This window comes from Alteromonas sp. AWJ4_197, assembly GCF_056160285.1.
Genome location: NZ_JBSWWW010000006.1, coordinates 165451 through 187095, shown reverse-complemented (window position 1 = coordinate 187095; position 21645 = coordinate 165451). Strand labels below are relative to the sequence as shown.

At 48.8% G+C, this 21645-nt stretch carries 18 protein-coding genes; 15 read left to right on the top strand and 3 right to left on the bottom strand.

Annotation, left to right across the window (positions count from 1 at the left end; translation table 11 throughout):
- Positions 1–187 precede the first annotated feature (187 nt).
- Both ACXAGC_RS14680 and ACXAGC_RS14675 read left to right on the top strand, forming a co-directional pair.
- Positions 188–1024 (top strand): HDOD domain-containing protein, encoded by an 837-nt coding sequence (locus tag ACXAGC_RS14680; protein ID WP_474844967.1) that lies wholly within the window; start codon positions 188–190, stop codon positions 1022–1024.
- Positions 1025–1241: 217 nt separating this feature from the next.
- Positions 1242–2426 (top strand): benzoate/H(+) symporter BenE family transporter, encoded by a 1185-nt coding sequence (locus ACXAGC_RS14675; RefSeq protein WP_474844966.1) that lies wholly within the window; start codon positions 1242–1244, stop codon positions 2424–2426.
- 17 nt (positions 2427–2443) lie between these two features.
- Here the strand turns inward: ACXAGC_RS14675 and rdgC are convergent, their stop codons facing one another.
- Positions 2444–3349 carry a recombination-associated protein RdgC gene (rdgC, locus tag ACXAGC_RS14670; RefSeq protein WP_119503293.1) on the bottom strand — a complete coding sequence of 302 codons (906 nt, stop codon included), beginning with the start codon at positions 3347–3349 and terminating at the stop codon, positions 2444–2446.
- A 97-nt stretch (positions 3350–3446) separates the two neighbouring features.
- Positions 3447–5177, bottom strand: a complete 1731-nt coding sequence (locus ACXAGC_RS14665) for a sensor histidine kinase (protein WP_474844965.1) — start codon at positions 5175–5177, stop codon at positions 3447–3449.
- A gap of 198 nt (positions 5178–5375) precedes the next feature.
- On the opposite strand from ACXAGC_RS14665, the gene phoB reads away from it, so the two are divergent.
- From phoB to ACXAGC_RS14610, 11 genes are all read left to right on the top strand, one after another.
- Positions 5376–6065: a phosphate regulon transcriptional regulator PhoB gene (phoB, locus tag ACXAGC_RS14660; protein ID WP_119500123.1), complete on the top strand. Its 690-nt coding sequence runs from the start codon at positions 5376–5378 to the stop codon at positions 6063–6065.
- An 83-nt stretch (positions 6066–6148) separates the two neighbouring features.
- The gene (phoR, locus tag ACXAGC_RS14655; RefSeq protein ID WP_474844964.1) at positions 6149–7447 is read left to right on the top strand and encodes a phosphate regulon sensor histidine kinase PhoR; all 1299 of its coding nucleotides are present in this window, start codon (positions 6149–6151) and stop codon (positions 7445–7447) included.
- Entirely contained in the window at positions 7444–8406 is a 963-nt protein-coding gene (locus ACXAGC_RS14650) for a PstS family phosphate ABC transporter substrate-binding protein (protein WP_474844963.1), read from the top strand. Before phoR ends, ACXAGC_RS14650 begins: the two co-directional genes overlap by 4 nt.
- A gap of 315 nt (positions 8407–8721) precedes the next feature.
- The gene (locus tag ACXAGC_RS14645) at positions 8722–11481 is read left to right on the top strand and encodes a hypothetical protein (protein WP_474844962.1); all 2760 of its coding nucleotides are present in this window, start codon (positions 8722–8724) and stop codon (positions 11479–11481) included.
- A 123-nt stretch (positions 11482–11604) separates the two neighbouring features.
- Positions 11605–14256, top strand: coding sequence for a TonB-dependent receptor domain-containing protein (locus ACXAGC_RS14640; RefSeq protein ID WP_474844961.1), 2652 nt, complete (start codon positions 11605–11607; stop codon positions 14254–14256).
- Between the two features lie 173 nt (positions 14257–14429).
- Positions 14430–15188: a DUF3450 domain-containing protein gene (locus tag ACXAGC_RS14635; protein ID WP_119500128.1), complete on the top strand. Its 759-nt coding sequence runs from the start codon at positions 14430–14432 to the stop codon at positions 15186–15188.
- A gap of 12 nt (positions 15189–15200) precedes the next feature.
- Complete coding sequence (locus ACXAGC_RS14630) at positions 15201–16565, top strand: MotA/TolQ/ExbB proton channel family protein (RefSeq protein ID WP_474844960.1); 1365 nt, start codon at positions 15201–15203, stop codon at positions 16563–16565.
- A 3-nt stretch (positions 16566–16568) separates the two neighbouring features.
- Positions 16569–17093 (top strand): MotA/TolQ/ExbB proton channel family protein, encoded by a 525-nt coding sequence (locus ACXAGC_RS14625; protein WP_119500130.1) that lies wholly within the window; start codon positions 16569–16571, stop codon positions 17091–17093.
- Positions 17094–17116: 23 nt separating this feature from the next.
- The gene (locus tag ACXAGC_RS14620) at positions 17117–17524 is read left to right on the top strand and encodes an ExbD/TolR family protein (protein WP_070123859.1); all 408 of its coding nucleotides are present in this window, start codon (positions 17117–17119) and stop codon (positions 17522–17524) included.
- 3 nt (positions 17525–17527) lie between these two features.
- Complete coding sequence (locus tag ACXAGC_RS14615) at positions 17528–18136, top strand: energy transducer TonB (RefSeq protein WP_474844959.1); 609 nt, start codon at positions 17528–17530, stop codon at positions 18134–18136.
- Positions 18137–18141: 5 nt separating this feature from the next.
- Positions 18142–19440 (top strand): tetratricopeptide repeat protein, encoded by a 1299-nt coding sequence (locus ACXAGC_RS14610; RefSeq protein ID WP_474844958.1) that lies wholly within the window; start codon positions 18142–18144, stop codon positions 19438–19440.
- Positions 19441–19446: 6 nt separating this feature from the next.
- Here the strand turns inward: ACXAGC_RS14610 and ACXAGC_RS14605 are convergent, their stop codons facing one another.
- Positions 19447–19587: a hypothetical protein gene (locus ACXAGC_RS14605; RefSeq protein WP_303573722.1), complete on the bottom strand. Its 141-nt coding sequence runs from the start codon at positions 19585–19587 to the stop codon at positions 19447–19449.
- A gap of 206 nt (positions 19588–19793) precedes the next feature.
- On the opposite strand from ACXAGC_RS14605, the gene ACXAGC_RS14600 reads away from it, so the two are divergent.
- The gene (locus ACXAGC_RS14600) at positions 19794–20441 is read left to right on the top strand and encodes a class I SAM-dependent methyltransferase (RefSeq protein WP_474844957.1); all 648 of its coding nucleotides are present in this window, start codon (positions 19794–19796) and stop codon (positions 20439–20441) included.
- Positions 20442–20536: 95 nt separating this feature from the next.
- Positions 20537–21643, top strand: a complete 1107-nt coding sequence (locus tag ACXAGC_RS14595; protein ID WP_474844956.1) for an energy transducer TonB — start codon at positions 20537–20539, stop codon at positions 21641–21643.
- The last annotated feature ends 2 nt before the right edge of the window (positions 21644–21645 follow it).

The window sequence follows — 21645 nt, the reverse complement described above, 5'->3', positions numbered from 1 at the left end:
ATATGACCTGTTTCAATAAAATCGCATTTGTAGGATGCAGATTACTTATTCTGCTGATATATTTTCATTAACACGCTTTAATGATGGCCTGGTCGTTCCACTGCGAAGGATTGCCGGATTTCCACATACCTCTCGGCTACTCTATGCTTTCAGGCGGGTGGCTTACAGACAATAAAAAGGTAGGTATATGTCAACACAAAACGCGCTTCTCACGATTCTTGTTGAAAAGATTAATAACGATACACTGGTACTGCCAACTTTACCGGCCATTGCGCTGAAAGTCCGGAAGGCAGCAGATGATCCGAACGTGAATCTGAATGCCATGGGAGACGTTATCGGCAAAGATCCTTCTTTAAGTATGCGGATGATTAAGATTGCCAACAGTGCATACTTGGGCCGAACAGTTAAAGTCACATCCATTGGTCAGGCGGTAACCCGTATCGGCCTGCGCCAGATTAAAAATATTTCCACTGCGCTGGCAATGGAACAGTTGTTCGTGTCTAAGAATGATGTCGTTGCCAAACACCTGAAAAAAGAATGGGCTTCAACGGTTAATGTAGTGGCCTATTCTATGGCTACGCTGCAGCTTTACATCAACCGCACGAAGAACCGTGAGCTGAGCCTGGACACCATGACCCTCGCTGCACTGGTTCACAACATTGGCGTACTGCCTATTCTCACAGAAGCTGAACGCCACGAAGAGGTGTTTGCGAACCCGACCTTCCTGAATGTTGCTATTGATAAGTTGTCCGGCCGGATTGGCGGCAGCATCATGCGAGCCTGGGATTTCAGTGATAATTTCACTATGGTAGCCGAGCAATGGCGGGATCTGTCAGTCATACCGGAGAAGCTGTCTTATCTGGATTTTGTCCGTGTCGGTGCAGCGCTGGCGGGTAAAATGGAAGGTCAGAAAGATGCCGTTCTGAATCTGGCAATTCAGCGTGGCGTAATTGAAGACATTAAAGAACTGACCACTGACGAATATAAAGAAATGTGTGTTAACGCCAAGCAAGTCTTCGCCTGAGCTTAACCGCAATACCCGACCGGCAGCGCTGTTGCCGGTCTGAATCTTCCGCTTATCTCTGACAACATCCACGTCCATTCTCACTTTTTCTGTTCATAATCCTGTTCATTCGCTTACGGGTGAACGATGAATTCGTTTGTGCGCTATAGCGCACGGTGGTAAACTTTGTTTCCTTTATTGTGCGTTATAGCGCACATTTAAATTGACGGAGAATATCGTGTCCACATCATCACTTCCCAAGCTGAGCCATATAACTGCCGGACTCACCGCTGTTATTGTGGGGTACAGTAGTGCAGTGGTGCTGGTAATAAAGGCTGCTCAGGCTTCCGGAGCAGATGCGGGCATGATTGTCAGTTGGTTGCTGATGCTCGGGTTGGGTATGGGCATCACCTGTATCGGCTTTTCCTGGTTTTATAAGGTGCCGGTGGTTACGGCATGGTCCACGCCGGGTGCTGCTTTTCTCATTGGTGCTGCAGGCGGATTTTCGCTGGCAGAAGTCATCGGGGCTTTTGTCATCGCGGCATTGCTGGCACTTATCGCCGCCCGGAGCCGCTTTATTACTAAGCAAATTGAGCGCATCCCGTCTGCGGTGTCTTCGGCCATGCTGGCGGGCATTCTACTGCCGGTATGTTTGGGCATATTTTCTGACGCGCCGGAGCATCCGCTTCTGGTGGTTATATTTATCAGTGTGTATTTGCTGGGTACGGTGTGGTTTCCCCGCTATAGCATGCTGATATTGCTCGCCGTGGCACTGGTTGCTGGTATGTGGGTGGCCGGTGAGCCTGCAATGGCGTTTGAGTGGGCCTGGCCGGTGCCTGTATGGGTCGCCCCGGCATTTACCCTCTCAGCGACTGTGAGTCTGGCTGTTCCGTTATTTCTCATCACGCTGCTATCGCAGAATTTACCCGGCATCGCTATTTTAAAAAGTTATGACTACCACCCGGATGTGAGACAGGTTCTGTCAGGGGTGTATGTGGTCAATCTGATCACTGCACCTTTCGGGGGTTTTGCACTGAATCTGGCAGCCATTACTGCGGCGATTTGTATGGGGGAGAACGCGGGAACAGACCGGCAGCAACGTTATAAGGCCGGAATCATGGCCGGTGCAGGTTATATACTCTTTGGTGTACTGGCTTCGCTGGTGGTGTATTTGTTCAGCCAGATGCCGCTGGTGGTTGTACATCTGCTTGCCGGACTGGCCTTATTCAGCACATTACAGGCATCATTGATCAAGGCGCTGGAGGATCAGGCTCATCGTAAAGCGGCTTTGTTGACTTTTCTTTGCTGTGCATCCGGCATCACTGTGGCTCAGCTTGGGGCACCGGTATGGGGATTACTGGCTGGTTTATGCGTGCTGGGGCTGGATAAACTGCAGGCCCGCATTAAATCAAAGCGGGCCTGAGCTGGGTAAGCTTAACGTTATTCGTCGTTGAGCTTCAACGTGGTGCGCATGAAATCGAGGAACTGACACAGTTCGGCTGACATCAGTGCAAACTCTGCATCCATACGGGCTTCAACCTGATCTTTAGGAATATCTTCAGATTCTTCTTTTAAACGGTCAGTAAATTTCACCCGTTTAAATGAACCGTCTTCCGCAATGGTCGCTGTGAGTACTTCCTGCCAGGCGAAGCCGACTTTCTGAACCAGCTTGCCGTTGTCCAGGTGCATAGTGATTTCTTCGCTGTCCAGAGGCTGGTTTTTACAACGGATCACACTTTCCAGATCGTCGGTCGACTTCAGCTCTGCTTCTTCAAGCAGTTCAATACCTTCCGGTGCGCCATCTGTCAGCCAGTGGGTCAGCTCTGATTGCAGGCTGCGGCGGGCCAGTGGTACGACAGGCAGTGACGAAATAGCTTTACGGACCAGAGCCAGCCAGGCTTCTGCTTTACCGTCTGCAGACGCGTCTATTACGACCATTTTTTCAGGAATAGAAATGAAGCCGTGGGTGTACGTGTTACGCACGAATGCCTGAGGCAGCAGTTGGAAAATGATTTCCTGCTTCAGATCCTGCTGTTGTTTTTTGCCCACCGGTGAACCGGTTTCCGCTTCGATGTGTGCGACCTTGTCAGCCAGTTCAGCATTGACCACTGAAGAGGGCAGAATTTTTTCCTGTTTTTTTACCGTGATCCAGTAGCGTTCCTGCACTTTGTGGAACATCACGCCTTCTTTTCCGGCCTGAGAGAAAGGCGAAGCAAAGCCCATAGTGGCGGTGTCTTGTTTACCACAGGGACGGAAAGCGTTATCCATCAGCATACGGCTGAGATCATCATCGTCCAGAGAAAGTGGTTGAGTAAGCTGATAGGCTTTGAGGTTTTTGAACCACATAGAAATACGTCCTGATCCAGATTGTTTTTATTAAGGGCGGCAAGCGTACCAATGCCAGCGTTTTGCTGCAACGCCGGGCTGTGGTTTTTAGTAAAGATCAGGCGTGTTTATCAGGGAAGCGGATAACGTAGCGGAGGCCTTTTTCCGGTTCGCTGAAGGCTTCAATTGAACCGTCCAGCGTCTGGGTAACCAGGTTAAACACAATATGCGTGCCCAGGCCACTGCCACCCTGGTTTCGCCGGGTTGTGTAGAAGGCGTCAAATAAATGAGATAAAGCCTCTTTACTCATTCCTTTACCATCATCCTGATATTCCATCACGATATGACCGCCTTCACGGGACACGACCAGCGAGATGTGTCCTTCTTGTATGTGTTCAAAGCCGTGCATCAAAGAGTTTATCATCATATTGGTGACAATCTGGGCAATGACGCCGGGCGCGCAGAGTATCTCAAGATCAGCGGGACACTGAATATTGACCTGATGTCTGGTATTCTTAAAAGTGGGCTTCAGCGACTGTAAAATTTCATGCAGGTAGCTGTTAAGATTAAAAAGACGCTCTGCTTCGCTGGTCTGATCTACCGCGACCTGTTTAAAACTGGCAATCAGATCAGATGCCCGGTTCAGGTTGCTCAGTAACAGAGTGGAGGCCTGTTCGGCTTCGTCTATGAAAGCATTCATGGACTTGTTCGATAACGTTTTGTCATCGAAGGCGGCCCGTAACGATACCAGGCGTTCATTCAGGTAACTGGCAGCGGTAACACTCACGCCGATGGGAGTATTAACGTCATGGGCGATACCGGCTACCAGACCGCCCAGTGATGCCATACGCTCAGATTCCACCAGCTGATCTTTGATCAGATTGAGCATTTCCATATTTCTTGCCAGTTCAGTATTCCGCTTCCGCAATTCATCTTCAATGTACTGACGGTTTTCGTTTTCCTGACGCAGTTCCCGCTGATTGGCGATGAGCTCATCTTTTTGTTGTTCAAGATCAAGCATAATTTGCGATAAGGAAGCGGTTTTCTTGGCGACTTCCTGCTCCAGGATGAGGTTCTGATCATCCAGTTTTTTATTCGCCTGTCGCAGGGCTTCCCGGGTACCTTTCAGTTTTTCCTGGGAGTCGACGAAGTCGTCGATAACCTGATTAAAAGACTGTTGCAGCATGCGTAATTCGTTGTCTTCGCCGTCTGTCACCTGAATTTTAGAATCTTCCGGATGTTCAGGATCGAAAGTCGTCATTTGCCCGGTCAGTTCTGCCAGCGGCTCAGACAGCATATGTTTAAAGGCCGTCATGAACAGAAAAATCAGAAAAGCGGTTTTTACAATGGCATTACCGATAAGAAAGAAAATACCGACTTCGATGCGGCTTAAAATGATGTCGAAACTGGAATAGAGGGTTACATCACCGACGAAAGACTCCCGTCCGGAAAACTCAAAAATGAGCGGGAAGCTGTAACTGAAAATACCGCCGGGGTGGTCCTGCATAATACCTGTTTGCACAGGGTTGCCGTTGCTCGGGATGGTTTGACCTTCATCGGCCACCAGATCGCCGTTTTCATCCCGTACCTGTACGCCTTCAATGGTAGGGAGTTTAGTCAGGCCTTCTGCAATGATGCGGGCCTGAACCTTGTTCAGTTCCCAGTTGGCCCGTGTCAGGCTTTCTGCAAAGGTATTTTTGAGGGTACGGAGTTCACTTTCGATGTGATTTTTTGTACTCAGGTACTCAGTGAAAATTTGTCCCACTGTAACGATAAGTGTCAGGATGAAATACACCGACAGTACCCGCGTGAGCAGCTTGCGCGACAATCCTGTCTTAACTGTGGCCATCCAACCGTAACCTCACCGTGAAATCCTGATTCCTGCTACACAGAATAGGCGTAAAAGATTGAATTAACAAGCGAGATGATATTCGACAAAAGCATAAAAAACCGTAATCTCCTTGACACATAAATGTAATCGTTTTAATAAAACTGTCACAGACCACCTTAATAATAGCGGCGTTTTGTTATGAGCAGGAAAATATCAATGTCCCGTACTGTCTTGATAGTGGAAGACGAAGCGCCAATTCGCGAAATGCTGAAATTCGTTCTTGAGCAATCAGGTTTTGATACCGTTGAGGCTGAAGATTTTGATGTGGCACAACAGAAAATCTGTGAACCATATCCGGATTTGATATTGCTTGACTGGATGTTACCGGGAGGTTCCGGTGTCCAGCTGGCTAAAGGATTGAAGCAACATGAGTTTACCCGTGATATTCCCGTTATTATGTTAACGGCACGGGGTGAAGAAGAAGATAAAATCCGCGGGTTAGATGCCGGTGCCGATGATTACGTCACCAAGCCATTCTCTCCCAAGGAACTAATCGCCCGTATCAAAGCTGTAATGCGACGTGTGACACCGACGTCCAGTGAAGAGCCTATTGAGTTTAATGGTCTGAAACTGGAGCCGATTTCTCACCGTGTTATGGCGAATCATGATCCGTTGGATATGGGGCCTACAGAGTTTAAGTTACTCCACTTTTTCATGACTCACCCGGAGCGGGTGTACAGTCGTGAACTGTTGCTGGATAACGTGTGGGGCACGAACGTTTACGTTGAAGACCGTACCGTTGATGTGCACATCCGTCGTTTACGGAAAGCTATTTCTAAGCACGGACATGACGCGATGATTCAGACAGTGCGTGGTGCAGGTTACCGGTTCTCTACCAAATTGTAATCTGACGGCGCACCGGCATACGTTGCGTGCGCCGCCCGACATTGTCACAATAGCCTTCACATTAAAATAAGGCCTTCAATTACATGTACTATCCTTTTTCCTGGCTGAGAAGCGCAATTCGCCTGCTGGCCTATTTGCTTGTCTTCGCGCTGGTGGGGTTGTACCTGGATGACATGTTATTCGCCATTACGCTGGGTGCGCTGGGGCTGCTGATAATCAACTACTGGCAGCTTTTTAAGCTCAACCGCTGGTTATGGCATAGCCGGAAAATGTCTCCGCCCACGGTCAGCGGGGTGTGGGAGCATATCTACGAAGGTATATATTATCTCCAGCGGCGCAACCGCAATAAAAGGAAAGAACTCGGTGAGCTGGTAAAGCGTTTCCGTGAAGGGTCGGAAGCCTTACCTGATGCCGCAGTGGTGGTGGATTCCAAGGCCTGTATTATCTGGTGCAACCGGCTGGCAAGACTGGAAATGGGGCTTAAATGGCCCGGCGACGCCGGCGCACGTATTGATAACCTTATCCGCCATCCTGAATTTATAGAATATTTTCATGCCGGCGATTTCAGCCATCCTATCGAAGTACCCGCACCGGCAAACCCCAGTAAAACATTCGAATACCGGATCATGCCCTATGGGGAAGAGCACCTGTTGCTGATTGCCCGTGACGTGACCCGTGTTAGCCAGTTAGAAGAAATGCGTAAGGATTTCGTGGCAAACGTTTCACACGAATTACGCACGCCGCTCACCGTGATCTCCGGTTATCTGGAATTGTTACCGGATAATGAAGACAATCCCATGGTGACCAAAGCGCTCAAAGAAATGAACGCCCAGACTTACAGAATGCAAAACCTGATTGAGGATCTGCTGGTATTGTCACGCATTGAAGCCAGTTCGGAGCGTATCTACGAAAATAAAGTCAATATGCCTTCCATGTTCCGGCAACTGGAAAAAGAAGCGCAGACACTCAATGCGGAAAAAGGTCATACCATACGCTTCCATATCGACCCTGAACTTTGGGTTTTCGGGGTGGAAACAGAACTTCGCAGTGCCTGTTCTAATCTGGTGTTTAACGCTGTGCATTACACGCCGGCCGGGGGCGAAATTGATGTTTACTGGAAACGGGATGATCACGGCGCTTTATTTGCGGTGGTGGATAACGGTGACGGTATTGAGCAGAATCACCTTGCGCGGCTGACTGAGCGTTTTTATCGTGTGGATAAGGCGCGTTCCAGAAAAACAGGTGGTTCCGGTCTGGGCTTATCTATTGTGAAACACGTGCTCAGCCATCATAATTCGCAGCTGGATATCACCAGTACAGTAGGCGAGGGCAGTCAGTTTTCTTTCCTGCTGGACGAAGAGTTAATTACGGAGAAGTCATGAGCCGGTTTACGGCCTTAGTTCTGTTCCTTTGCTGTTCTGTTATCTTCCGGGCCCATGCAGCTGAGCCTGTGCCGGAATATACCCGCAGTCCGGGCGTGGCAGGGAAAATTACCTCTGTAGGGTCTGATACGCTGGCCAACCTGATGACCCTGTGGTCGCAGGAGTTCATGGAAATGTATCCGCAGGTGAAGTTTCAGATCCAGGCTTCCGGTTCTTCTACTGCGCCGCCGGCGCTGACAGAGGGCACGGCGACGATTGGCCCCATGAGCCGTGAAATGAAACCTTCGGAAATCCGCGATTTTGTCCGTGAGCATGGTTATCCGCCTACGGTGCTGAAGGTGGCCATGGATGCCATTGCCATTTTCGTCGAGCGTCGTAACCCGGTCGGGGGCCTGACACTGGAACAGGTTGACGCTATCTTTTCTGCTACCCGTTATTGCGGCGCTGGTTCACCGGTGACAGACTGGTCAGAACTTACCGGGAATTCAGCAACCAGTCCTTCACCCATTCGCCTGTTCGGGCGAAATTCAGTTTCCGGTACTTACGGCTTGTTTAAACTCATGGCGTTATGTGACGGAGATTTCAGGACGACAGTGAATGAACAGCCCGGTTCTGCTTCCGTGGTACTGTCGGTTGCAACCAGTCAGCATGGAATGGGGTACGCGGCCTACGGTTACAAAACCGCCGGCGTAAAGGCGCTCTCAATTGGTGAAAGCGTGGATTCACTGGTGCCGCTGACTACAGAGACTGTTCGTAATGAAACCTATCCTTATGCCCGCTTTCTCTACCTGGTGGTGAATAAAGCACCGGGAAAACCTCTGCCCACACTGGAGCGTGAGTTTCTGAAGTATGTACTGTCAAAACAAGGGCAGGTGCAGGTTCAGCGTGACGGCTATTTTCCTGTCAGGGAAGATGTATTGCTTCGCCAGCGCCGTCTTCTGGACAACGTTCAGCGTTAAAAACGCCGTGATGGCTGTCATTTTTCCTTCATACTTTCGTTTAATTGTTACCGGCAAATTCGCCGGACTGCCGCTTTTTTAACGTTAAACCACAAATCCAGCCTTTATTTTCCCGTGTGACGGGAAATAATAAATTAAGCAAAATCATATACTAAGATTTTTAACCATCCTACAGGTCTGATTTAGATACTAAAAGTTCACTTTTCACTGTGAAAGTTTTGTGACAACGCAGAAGTGTAACAAATGTGTCATTTAGCTTAGGTAAAGTGCCTGCGTTTTCTAAATCCATAATTATATTTGCACTTGGAGAGATGAATGGAACTTAAGCACTTATTTCAGGCTTCAGCAATCGCAGCAGCGCTTGTTTTAGCCGGCTGTGGTGGTGACATCAATATCAGCGAAGGCGACATCGATAACAGCGTTACAAATAACAACGGAAGTAGTAGCGATTCTGGCTCAGGTGATTCTGGCGATACTGATACAGCACCCGGCGAAGTGAGCTCAGGTCTGAGCACTCAAGTTTCAACTGCATTTGGCAGCGACGTAACTGTTCGCGTACTGTCTGGTCGTTTAACTGCTGATGATGCTGACGACAGCGGTAACATTACTCTGACTAACGACACCGTATGGGCGTTAGACGGCGCGGTTTTCTTCGGTAGCGATAACGCAGACAGCGTAAACCTGGTTATCGAGCCGGGCACAACTATATTCGGCCGCAGCGGTAACGATTACATGGTTATCAGCCGTGGTTCTACTATTGAAGCAAACGGTACTGCAGCAGCACCGGTAATCCTTACCTCAATTGAAGACGTAGTTGGCGGTGACGCTCAGCCTGGTCAGTGGGGTGGTCTGGTAATGCTGGGTAATGCGTCATCTAACCAGTGTCCTGATACAGGTGACTGTTCTCTGCAAATCGAAGGTGCTGAAGAAGGCGCGGTATTCGGTGGAACAGACGATACAGAAAGCTCTGGTTCAATCAGCTACATGGTTATCAAGTACTCTGGTTTCGAAATTGCACCCGACAACGAGCTGCAAGGTCTGACTATGGGCGGTGTGGGTTCAGGTACTTCTATCGACCACATCCAGGTACACGCATCTTCAGATGACGGTATCGAATTCTTCGGCGGTAGCCCGCAACTGAAATATGTTCTGGTTACAGGCGCGCAAGATGATTCATTAGACTGGGATAACGGCTTCACCGGTAAAATCCAGTACGCATTCCTTGAACATGCTACTGATGATTCTGACGCAAACCGTGGTATCGAAGCGGATAACGACGGTTCAGATCCGGCAAACGAGCCACAGTCTAACCCAATGATTTCTAACCTGACTATCATCGGTAACAACTTCGACGGTGACGACGATTCTGAAGGCGTTTACCTTCGTGAAGGTACCGGCGCTCAGATCTACAACATGGTTGTAACTGGCCCTGCTGGTATGGGCGAGTGTTTCGAAGTTGAAAACGTGACTGAATCTCAGGCTAACCTGGCTGACGGTACTATCACGATTCAAAACTCTGTTATGGCTTGTCGTAACGGCGAAAACTTCAAGAACGATGACGGTGCAGTTGACCTGGAAGACTGGTTCCTGAACACCATGACAGGTAACTCTGTTTCTGAAGCGATTGCCCTGAATGCAGACGGTTCTCCTACATCAGGCAGCCCGCTGTTAGGTGCCGGTGCTGATGCATCTCAGGTTGACGGTTTCTTCGATGCGACTGATTACATCGGTGCGTTAGACGGAACAACTGACTGGCGTGAAGGCTGGGCATTTGGTTACGGCGGCGGTGAAGTGACCGGCGTAGTAGAAACTGTAGAAGGTTGTCCTTCCGGTACGTCTGAAATCACTTCTGTTGATGGTACAACCACAACATGTGAACTGTCTGGCCGCATTACTTCTGACCTGACACTGACTGAAGGCAACATGTATGCTCTGTCTGGTGCAGTATTCATCGGTAATGACAATGCTGACAGCGCGACGCTGACTATCGAAGACGGTGTAACGCTGTACGGTGCAAGCGGTAACGATTACCTGGTAATCAGCCGTGGCTCTAAAATTGATGCACAGGGTACTGCTGCAAACCCAATCACTTTCACTTCACAAGCTGATGTGGCGTCTGACGCCGGTGAGCCTGGTCAGTGGGGTGGTCTGGTAATGCTGGGTAACGCCCCATCTAACCAGTGTCCTGCTGAAGGTGCCTGCTCTCTGCAAATCGAAGGTGCAGAAGAAGGTGCGGTATTCGGTGGTTCAGACACTGCTGATAACTCAGGTACTATCCGCTACGTGCGTATCATGTACTCTGGTTTCGAAATCGCACCGGACAACGAGCTGCAAGGTCTGACTATGGGCGGTGTGGGTTCAGGTACTGATATCAGCTACATTCAAATCCACAAATCATCTGACGACGGTGTTGAGTTCTTCGGCGGTAACGTTGATATGAAGTACGTAGTACTGACTGACAACCAGGACGACAGCATTGACTGGGATAACGGCTTCCAGGGTCGCATGCAGTATGTATTAGTTCGCCAGGCGACTGACAACTCTGATGCAAACCGTGGTATCGAAGCTGACAACGACGGTTCAGACCCGGCTAATGAGCCTCAGTCTAACCCGACTCTGTCTAACGTCACCATTATCGGTAACGAGTTTGACGGTGATGACGATTCAGAAGGTGTTTACTTACGTGAAGGTACAGGCGCTCAGCTGTCTAACTTCATCGTAACAGGCCCTGCAGGCATGGGTGAGTGTTTCGAAATCGAAAACGTTAACGAATCACAAGCTAACCTGTCTGACGGTACAACAACCTTCACTAACTCTGTAATCGCTTGTGAAAACGACGAGAACTTCAAGTTTGATGACGGTGCAGTTGACCTGGAAAACTGGTTCCTGAACACCATGACCGGCAACGCAGTTGTTGCTACTCAGGCTGAAGTAGTTAACGGTATCTACAGCATCACTGATGCAGTAACGCCTAAAGACTGGACTGGCGACACGTTCTTCGACAATGCTGACTTCGTAGGTGCAGTATCTGAAGACAACGACTGGACAGCTGGCTGGACTGTTGGTCTGGAGTAATCACTCCTAATCCCACCATCAGAGCAGGCACGTTGCGGTAAAAGTAACGTGCTTGCTTTTTAAGTATTAAAAGCATCGATTTTTATCGTTGTATTGTAAGAACGCTTTTCCACGAGGTTTACAATGAAAAAGCCTGCAATCAGGTTTCCTGTCAAACCACTGAGTCTGGCTGTACTGGCAACATTATCAGCCAGTATCGCGCCCGCAGTAGCTCAGGAAACAGATGACGAAGAAGTCATTGAAGAAGTGGTTGCCACCGGCACCCGCTTAAAAGGTACGGCGACTGCCGTTATGGAAGAACGTAAGAACCAGGCGTTTGTTGCGGATATCATGGGTGCTGAGCAAATCTCTCGTACCGGTGACTCTGATGCGGCATCAGCATTGCGTCGTGTAACAGGTTTGACCCTGGTTGACGGTAAGTTCATTTACGTTCGTGGTCTGGGTGAGCGTTATTCATCTACCCAGTTAAATGGCCTGGCGGTACCAAGCCCGGATCCTACCCGCAACGTAATGCCTCTCGATTTATTCCCGTCTTCTATTATCGAGAGCTTATCGGTCCAGAAAGCGTATTCGCCTTCTATGCCGGCTTCGTTTGGCGGTGGTAACGTAGATATCCGTTTGCGTACCATTCCTTCCGATTTTGTGATGAGTGTGCAGGGCCAGTTAGGTTATAACTCCGATAACTTTGACGATGCCTACATGTACAACGGCGGCAGCGATGACTGGATGGGTAAAGATGACGGCACCCGCGCCATGCCTGCTGACATTGCAGCCCAATATGCCAGCAAAGACTTTCTGGATGATTTAAGCCAGGAAGAATCTGTCGCGCTGTTCAAGCAATTAAACCGTGACTACGACCCTGTACTGGAAAGTGTTGATCCTGATATGAAAGGCAACTTCTCCATCGGTAACAGTTTCGATTATAACGACGACTGGCGTTTCGGTTTCCTTGTTGCTACCGGTTATGACCGTTCTACCAATGTGAGTGAAGAATACATTGGTGAGCAGCCACTGCGTAACGGCGATGAAATCCGTATGGTCCGCTACTACGACGAAGTGAACACCACAGAGAAATCTGTGAAGTGGTCTTCACTGTTTAACGTCGGTATCGACTATAACCGCCAGCACCGCGTGGATTACAGTGTCATTGTACTGAGCGATACCCGTGACCAGATCCGTGATATGATTGGTAACACGGCGAACATCACCTTGTCTGATAACCAGCGTGTTCGCAAATACGAAGTGCAGTACGAAGAGCGTAAACTGTTTACTAATCAGATTCGTGGTACCCATACGTTCCCTGAACTGGGTTTCTTAGGGTTTGACTGGAAATACTCATTAGGCCGTTCACTGCGTGACGCGCCGGGTAATATGGAAGCCCGCTTCCTGCTGGAAGATGAAAACCTGGATGGTATTTACGATCGTGAAACCGAAAGCAGCGTGAGTAACTCTACCGTTGCCGGACGTTATTCATTCCAGGGTCTCCATGACCGCGTAGAAAACTATGCCTACAACTTCAACTATCCGCTGATGGTAGATAAGTGGGAGATGGAATTTAAAGCGGGTGGAAATTTCCTGACCAAAACCCGTACTGCAGAAAACCGCCGTCTTGATGTGAGCACCCGTGCTTTCTCTGATACCTCATTGCTTACCGGCTATGAGTTTGACGAAGTGCTTGACGATGAAGCGCTGGACAATGCCAGCTACACCACACAGAACCTGCTGCGTGACACCACCGTTGCCGGTGATGACTATGCCGCCGGTCAGAAAGTGGATTCGTACTACTTCGAAGCGGATCTGTTCTGGAACAACCTGTGGCGTTTCAGTGGTGGTGTGCGTTACGAAGACTTCCGTCAGGCTGTTGTACCTTTTGACCCCCGTACAAACCAGTTTGACTTAACTGACGATGCGGACCGTTCACAACTGGCGTTTGCTGAAGCAGATTTCTATCCGTCTCTGGCAGTGACTTACTTCCTTGAGCAGGATATGCAGTTGCGTTTCAGCTACGGTAAAACGGTAGTACGTCCTGACTTGCGTGAAGTATCTTCAGCCACCTACATTGACCCGCTGACTGAAAACCCTGTGGGTGGTACGCCGGGTCTGGAAACCACGTCCATCGATAACTTTGATGTTCGTTGGGAATGGTACCGTGAGGCCGGTAATAACCTGTCTGTAGGTCTTTTCTACAAAGACATGGATACACCTATTGAATCTGTTCAGTCACCTGCACAGGACGGTCCGCCGCTCATCCGTATCGCTAATGCCGAAACCGGTAAGATGTACGGTGTGGAAGTGGAGTTCCTGCAAGGGCTAGAGGTGTTCGGTGACGGCGTATGGGACAACCTGTTCCTGTCCGGTAACCTGACGTTAAGTGACTCTGAGATCGAGCTTGATCCGGCGGCCATTGAACAGCAAACAGGTGTGTCTACATCCATTACCAACACAACGCGTGCAATGACAGGTCACTCTAAGTGGGTAGTCAATACACAGTTAGGTTATGACTCAGATAACGGTGAGCACTCTGCATCTTTAGTCTATAACGTGTTTGGTCCGCGTATTCTTATTCCCGGCATCGACGGGTTCGATGACAGTTTCGAGCAGCCTTTCCACTCTCTGGATGTGGTGTACAAGTGGTACCCTGATTTTAATACCACTGTCACATTGAAAGTGCAGAATATGCTTGATCAGGAAAAGAAAATTGAGTTTGAGGACACACTCCTAAGGTCCGAAACCGTAGGAACGTCTTTCAGTCTGGCTTATCGCTACGACTTCTAAAATCAACTCAAAAAGAGCCGCATCAGCGGCTCTTTTTTCGTCACCTCCCGTCGGATTATGACAGAGGAAATATGACAGTCATGTAATAAAACTGTCATAGAAAGTTCCTATCCTACGCGCAGAAATTTACGCTCGGTTAAATCCGATTCCTTTTAACAGTAAGGTTTGAATGTATGAAGCTTTTCAACTCGTTGCTGCTGGCGAGCGCCCTGACGGCCACTACCGCCATGGCACAAGACGATAGCGTCTTGAAACCCGTTGTCGATGAGGCTGCAAAAATCAATGAAAGTGCAGCTAAATCACAAGACAAAATCAACAATATCGCTGACCAAATCGATAATAAACTTCAAACGTTCAAAACGTTGAATAAAGAAATCGAAGGGCTGGAAGTTTACAACAACCAGCTGCGCAAACAGATTGCCAACCAGGAACAGGAAATGGCTGATCTGAACGCATCAATCGACGAAGTTTCGGTTATCGAGCGTCAAATTACGCCGTTAATGATTCGCATGATTGACGGTCTTGAGCAATTCGTTGCCCTGGACGTTCCTTTCCTGGAAGAAGAGCGTGCCAAGCGTATCGCTGACTTAAAAGACATGATGGACCGTGCCGATGTGTCTGCCTCTGAGAAATTCCGTCGTGTAATGGAAGCCTATCAGGTTGAGATGGATTACGGCCGCACCATGGAAGCTTACACCGGTATCCATGAAATTGACGGTACAGAGCGTGACGTTGAGTTTTTACGTCTTGGCCGTACTGCACTGATTTACCAAACCCGTGACGCTGGTAAGCAAGGTGTTTGGAATAAACAAACACGTCAGTGGGAAGAACTGGACAGCAGCTACCGTACACAGATCACTAAAGGTCTGCGCATGGCGAAGAAACAGCTTGCACCAGACTTGTTAATGCTGCCTGTTGCAATCACGGACTAAGAGGTATTGACCATGTTAAAGCAGATTAAATTTTTAGCAGCTGGTCTTGCCGCTGCAACATTAAGCTTCGGTGCACTGGCGGAAAACGACCGCGCACTGGACCTTGATGCCCTGTTGAAGCAATTGGAAGAAGGCCAGTTCGCTCAATCACAACAGAATAAGCAACGTGAACAGGAATTTACTCAACAGCGTGCTCAGCAGGACCAGATCCTGGCTGATACCCGCAAGAAGCGTGATCAGGCGCTGGCGAATTCAGAAAGTCTGGAAACTCAGTTTGAAGAAAACGAATTTAAACTGGCCGACCTGAATGCCGCTCTGGATACCCGTTTAGGTTCATTGAAAGAACTGTTCGGTGTACTGCAGCAGGTTGCCGGTGATACCAAGAGCAAATTCCAGAACTCTGTTGTTTCTGCTCAAATCCCCGGCCGCGCTGAGTTTCTTGACAACATGGCACAGTCAATGGGTAAGAGCTCAAAGTTAGCTTCTATCGAGGAAATTGAGCGCGTATGGTTTGAAATGCAGCGTGAAATGACTGAGTCAGGCAAAGTGACTAAGTTCGACACGTCTGTTGTTGAAGCCGGCGGCGAGAAAGTTAACAAAGAAATCGTACGTGTTGGCCCGTTTGCACTGGTTGCTGACGGTAAATACCTCGACTTCAACGGCATCACCGGCACTGTAGCTGAACTGGTTCGCCAGCCGGCTGACCGTTACGGCGATTCTGCACAGGCGCTGCAAAACTCAAACGGCGAACTGGTTGAGTTTGGTATTGACCCTACAGGTGGTTCTATCCTGGGTCTGCTGGTTCAGGCTCCTGATCTGAAAGAGCGTGTAGAGCAGGGCGGTGAAGTGGGTTATATCATCCTTATCGTAGGTGCTATTGGTCTGCTTCTGGCGATTGAGCGTCTTATCAGCCTGACGCTGATTAACGCGAAAGTACAAAAGCAACTTAAGCGTAAAGAAATCAAAACTGACAACCCGCTGGGCCGTGTACTGAAAGTTCGTGAAGATCACCCTAATGCGGATGTTGAAGCGCTGGAACTGCACTTAACAGAAGCGATTTTAGGTGAAGTACCAAAACTGGGTCGTAACCTGACCATTATCAAGATCATCTCAGTGGTTGCGCCTCTGATGGGTCTGTTAGGTACAGTAACCGGTATGATTAACACCTTCCAGGCAATTACACTGTTTGGTACCGGTGACCCGAAACTGATGGCAGGTGGTATTTCTACCGCACTGGTAACTACAGTACTGGGTCTGGTTGTAGCAATTCCTATGACATTGTTATACGCCATGCTGAATACCCGTAGTAAGAATATCGTGTACGTGCTGCAAGAGCAGGCGTCTGGTGTTATCGCAGAGCGCGCTGAGCGGGGCTAAGCCATGATCGCATTTCTCGAAGCCATTCGTGATTTTACAGAGACAGGGGGCCAGGTTCTCCTGGTCATCGGTCTGCTGATTTTCATCATGTGGTTACTTATTCTCGAGCGTGCGATGTACCTGCTGATTTGGCACAAGAACTTTAAGAAACAGGCCGTAGCTGAATGGAAAGCCCGCAGCGATCGTTCCTCCTGGTTTGCTGAGCAAGTACGCCAGAAAACGATTTCTGCACTGACCATTCGTTTACGGGGCAGTATTCCGATTATTCAGGCGCTGGTGGCATTGTGTCCGCTGTTGGGCCTGATGGGTACGGTTACTGGAATGATTGAAGTTTTTGATGTAATGGCCATCTCCGGCTCGGGTAACGCCCGCTCTATGGCATCTGGTGTATCTAAAGCCACTATCCCGACAATGGCGGGTATGGTTGGCGCGTTGTCAGGCGTATTCGCCTCGACCTGGCTGAACCGTATGGTGAAGACCGAGCGCACACACTTAGAAGACGCCTTGATTATTGATCGCAAAGGCTAAGCCTTTCTGTCAGGAACCTTATTATGAAGCAGCATTTTCAAAATCTGATTGACGAAGAAGAAGCCACAATTGATATGACGCCCATGCTGGACGTTGTTTTCATCATGCTTATCTTCTTCATTGTAACGGCGTCTTTCGTGAAAGAAGCCGGTATCGATGTAAACCGTCCTGAAGCGGCCACCGCAGTAAAACAGGATCGCGCTAACATTCTTATCGCGATTTCTGATACCGGTGAAATCTGGATCAACAAGCGTCGTGTTGACGTACGTGCGGTACAGGCCAACATCGAGCGTCTGCATGCTGAGAACCCGCAGGGTACTGTGGTGATTCAGGCAGATCAGAAGGCCACCACCGATACGCTGATCAAAGTTATGGATGCCTCCCGTGCGGCGGGTGTTTACGAAGTTTCAATCGCAGCACAAGAGCCTTAAGCCATGCCACGATTTATCATCGCATTTGTCATTTCGCTGGCGATTACGCTTGGCCTGTTCTTCTTGATGCAATCACTCATCAAGATGGGCGGCAGTGCGTTAACAGAGCCACCAAAAGGCAGTGTGCTTGACTTTGTGCGGGTGAAGAAAGAGGAAACGGTTGAACAAAAAGACCGTAAGCCCCGTAAGCCACCACCGCCAAAAGAGCCACCGCCGCAAATGAGTTCACCGCAAATGGATTCGCCTTCGCCTGACGCCAATGGTACCTCTATGGACTTCGGTGGTGATGTTGGCGCTGACGTAGCCCTGGACGGCGGCTTAGCACTTGAATCCGGAGACGGTGAGTATCTGCCTATCGTTAAAGTTGCGCCGGTCTATCCCCGTCGTGCATTGCAGCGTGGTATCGAAGGTTTCGTTATTGTGGAGTTTACGGTAACTAAGCAAGGCACAGTGCGCGATCCGATAGTGGTAGAAGCGAACCCTTCGGGCATATTTGAGCAGGCTGCGATGGATGCCGCCATGAAGTTTAAATATAAGCCCCGTGTTGTTAACGGTGAAGCGACTGAAGTGTCCGGCGTGCAGAACCGAATCACCTTCCAGATTGACGGGTAAGTACTATGAAGAATCATTTATCCAAACGTTTGGTTTGCGCTTTTTCACTGGCCTTAAACCTGGCTGTTGTACCCGCCGTTGTTATCAGCGCGCAGGCACAGGAAGTGAAAGCCAGTGAAAAGAAAACCCGCAAAGTACCGACTTTGCGTGGCAAAGTTTACGAACAGTTAGCCCGCGCTCAGGCGGCCGGCGATGAAGGAAATATTCCTGAAGCCATTGCCATCCTGGACGAGGTGAAAGACAAAGACAGTTCGATGAACAGCTACGAAAAAGCCATGATGTATAACTTCTACGGCTTCATCTATTACAACGATGAGCAGTACGATAAAGCATTAGACAGCTTTGCGCAGGTGGTGGAGCAGCAGCCGATCCCTGAAAAGTTTGAGATGACGACCTTGTTCAGTCTTGCTCAGTTAAACCTGATGCAGGGTAACTACGACAAGAGTATTGCCTATCTTGAGCGCTGGGAAGCATTGAACGACGGCGTCGTTCCGCCTAAGAATCTGATTTTAAAAGCTCAGGCTTATTATCAGAATAAGGAGTACGCTAAAGCCGAACCGTTCATCACTAAAGCGATTGCCGATCATGAAGCTGAAGGCATGCTCCCTGATGAGAACTGGCTGATTCTGCAGCGGGCCATTTACTATGAACTTAAGCAACCTGAAAAGGTGAAGAATGTTCTGGTTAAACTGGTGAAGTTGTTTGACGAGCCCAAGTACTGGATCCAGCTTGCCGGCATGTACGGTGAACTGGGTGAAGAACGCAAGCAACTGGCAATCATGGAATCAGCTTATCAGCAAGGTTACGTGGAATCGTCTGCCGACATCTTCAACCTGGCACAGCTTTATTACTATCACAAAGTCCCCTATAAAGGTGCTTTGCTGATGGAACAGGCGATGAAAGACGGTACGCTGGAAAAGAACCTGCGTAACTTACGTTTCCTTGGCCAGAGCTGGACCCTTGCCAAAGAGCAGGATAAAGCCATTCCGGTGATGCAGTCTGCCGCTGAATTGTCAGAAGACGGTGAACTGGATGCCCAGCTCGCACAGGTATTGCTGAATGCTGAGCGCTGGGATGATGCCATTACCGCTGCTGACCATGCTATTGAAAAAGGTCAGTTACGGAATCCGGGTATTGTGTATCTGATTAAAGGCATGGCGCTGTACAACAATAAGCAGTACGCCAAAGCACTGGATCAGCTTGCTGAAGCTGAAAAGCATCAGAAGAGCAAAGCAATGGCACAGCAGTGGAAGCGCTTTGTACAGTCTGAAAAGACTCAACAGGAAGCGATGGCTGAAATTTGATAAGTGTTAAATGCTAAGCCCTTTGCCTGCCTGATGGGCACAAAGAGGCCGGTTTTCCTGGTAAAAAAGGGATAACCGGCCTTTTTTATGTTTGTAAGATGTCATTTTACTTTCATTTACATAGCGCATGTCAGCGACTATGCTCATGGCTCGTGATTCCGGCTGTCCGGCATAGTATTTACTCTGCGTATTGCGGATTCATTCCTATGTATATGTTTGGTATACGTAGTTTTTTCTCCACCTGATGTATAGTTTTGTAAAGCGTGGATAGTAGCCCGTGTTCGTTAGCAGGGCTGTCTGTCGTCATGATAGCTGAATATGAACGGCAGTTTTTTGAAAGAGGGCATTTTGTCATGTCAGATGAAAGTATCATTAATGAAAACAGTTATAACCTGACGCCGATGCTTTATGACGTCCGTGGTTTTTTTATTCTGACCCTGGCGTACCGCAATACCTTATCTTCTCAGGTCCGTTTTTTTGCCGAGAACCTTAAAGGCAAACATCTTGAATGTGCTATCGGTACCGGTACATTCACCCAAATTTGCATGAAACATGCGCGAAAAAAACAGAAAGAACAGCCATTTTCACTGGTAGGTGTAGATTATTCCAAAGCCCTGATGGGGGGCGCGAGGAAGAAGCTGAAAGGGGCTGAGCTGGCCATCGAAGATCTGAGAAATATGAGCTTCGAGGACGAAACGTTCGATACTGCGAACCTGCCAAATGGTTATCACACCATTGGCGGGATTGAAAAGGCCATGCATGAAATTGTCAGAGTGCTGAAAAAAGGCGGTACCCTCTACATGAACGTGCTGCTATATCCCGGTGAAGGGTTTATGAATAAAATCAGTACGAAGGTGAACGATTACGGACAATCTATCGGTATCCTTAACCGTCCTTACACACGGGAAGAAGTGCTGGCCAGTTTACCTGAATTCGGACTGCGTCTTGACAGTGAGCACATCAGCCAGAATTGTATTTTCCTTAAAACCACAAAAATCTGATATTCCCTTCCAACAAACCCGGCCAGCAAGCCGGGTTTGCTTTTACTGCATCATTTCACTACAGTGAAAACTCACTAATGAACAAGGATGCTGTCATGAGTGGTCTTAAACGACTCGCACAAATCACACTTTTCTCTTCTTTGCTTTCAATGTCTGCTGCGGCTGATGAATTCAGTGAGGTCTACCGTGCGTTTAAGGAGGCGGTGGAAAAAGATGACATCGTACTGAGTACGGCGCTGGCGAAACAAGCCTGGCAACTGGGTCAGCAAAAATACGGTGCTGACAGCGAAAATGCGGTGAAGCTCAGGCATTCGTACGCCAATATGCTCGCACAGCAGGATTATGTGGATGAGGCTGTCAGCCAGTTCAAAGCTGTACTGGAGCAATATGATTCGCTGTATGACGAAAATTCCCCTGCGTTACTGAATATGCACATCGATATCCTCAGTGCAGTAAATAAGCTTAAGGGCATGGATAAAGCTAAGGTCAGCTTTTCACAACGGTTGAGTCGTTACATCATTCTCAACATGGACGACATCCAGTTTGAAGATGACGCTCAGAAGGTTACGACGCATTACCTTGCTGCCACAGTAGTTATCAATTCAATCTTAGGAGTGACCAACAACGCAATATTGCGTTTCTATAAAGACAACCTGAGTATCGTCGATGGCTTTTGGGGGGATAAAGATTTACGGACTCTGGAATCCCGCTTATTACTGGCACTGGTCTACGAACGCTTTAATCATTCTTCTAAGGCCATCGGGAACTATGAAGTCGTTGCTGATACCTTCGACAGTAATCTTGATTTCTCCCATCCGTATGCACTGAATGCCCATGCGAAACTGGTCGGGTTGTATGAGAAGAAAGGAGAGTCAGATAAGGCTACAGAGCACTGCCGGGCGATTGGAAAAATGAAGCCGTGGTCTGATGATCAGGAGCCCGAACCGCTTTATCGTGTAAACCCGGATTATCCGGTGTCTTATGCAAGGCGGGGCAAAGACGGCAGTGCAGTCCTGTCATTTACTATCGATGATGAAGGTTTTGTCCGTGATATTGAATTGATAGAAACTGACGGTGGCAGCATGTTTGGTACCGCAGCCATAAAGGCGCTGGAACACTGGCGTTATGCTCCCAGATTTGTCGGTGGTAATGCGGTTGCAACGAAATCGCGCATGGTCAGAATGGATTTTAAACTGGGCTGAGT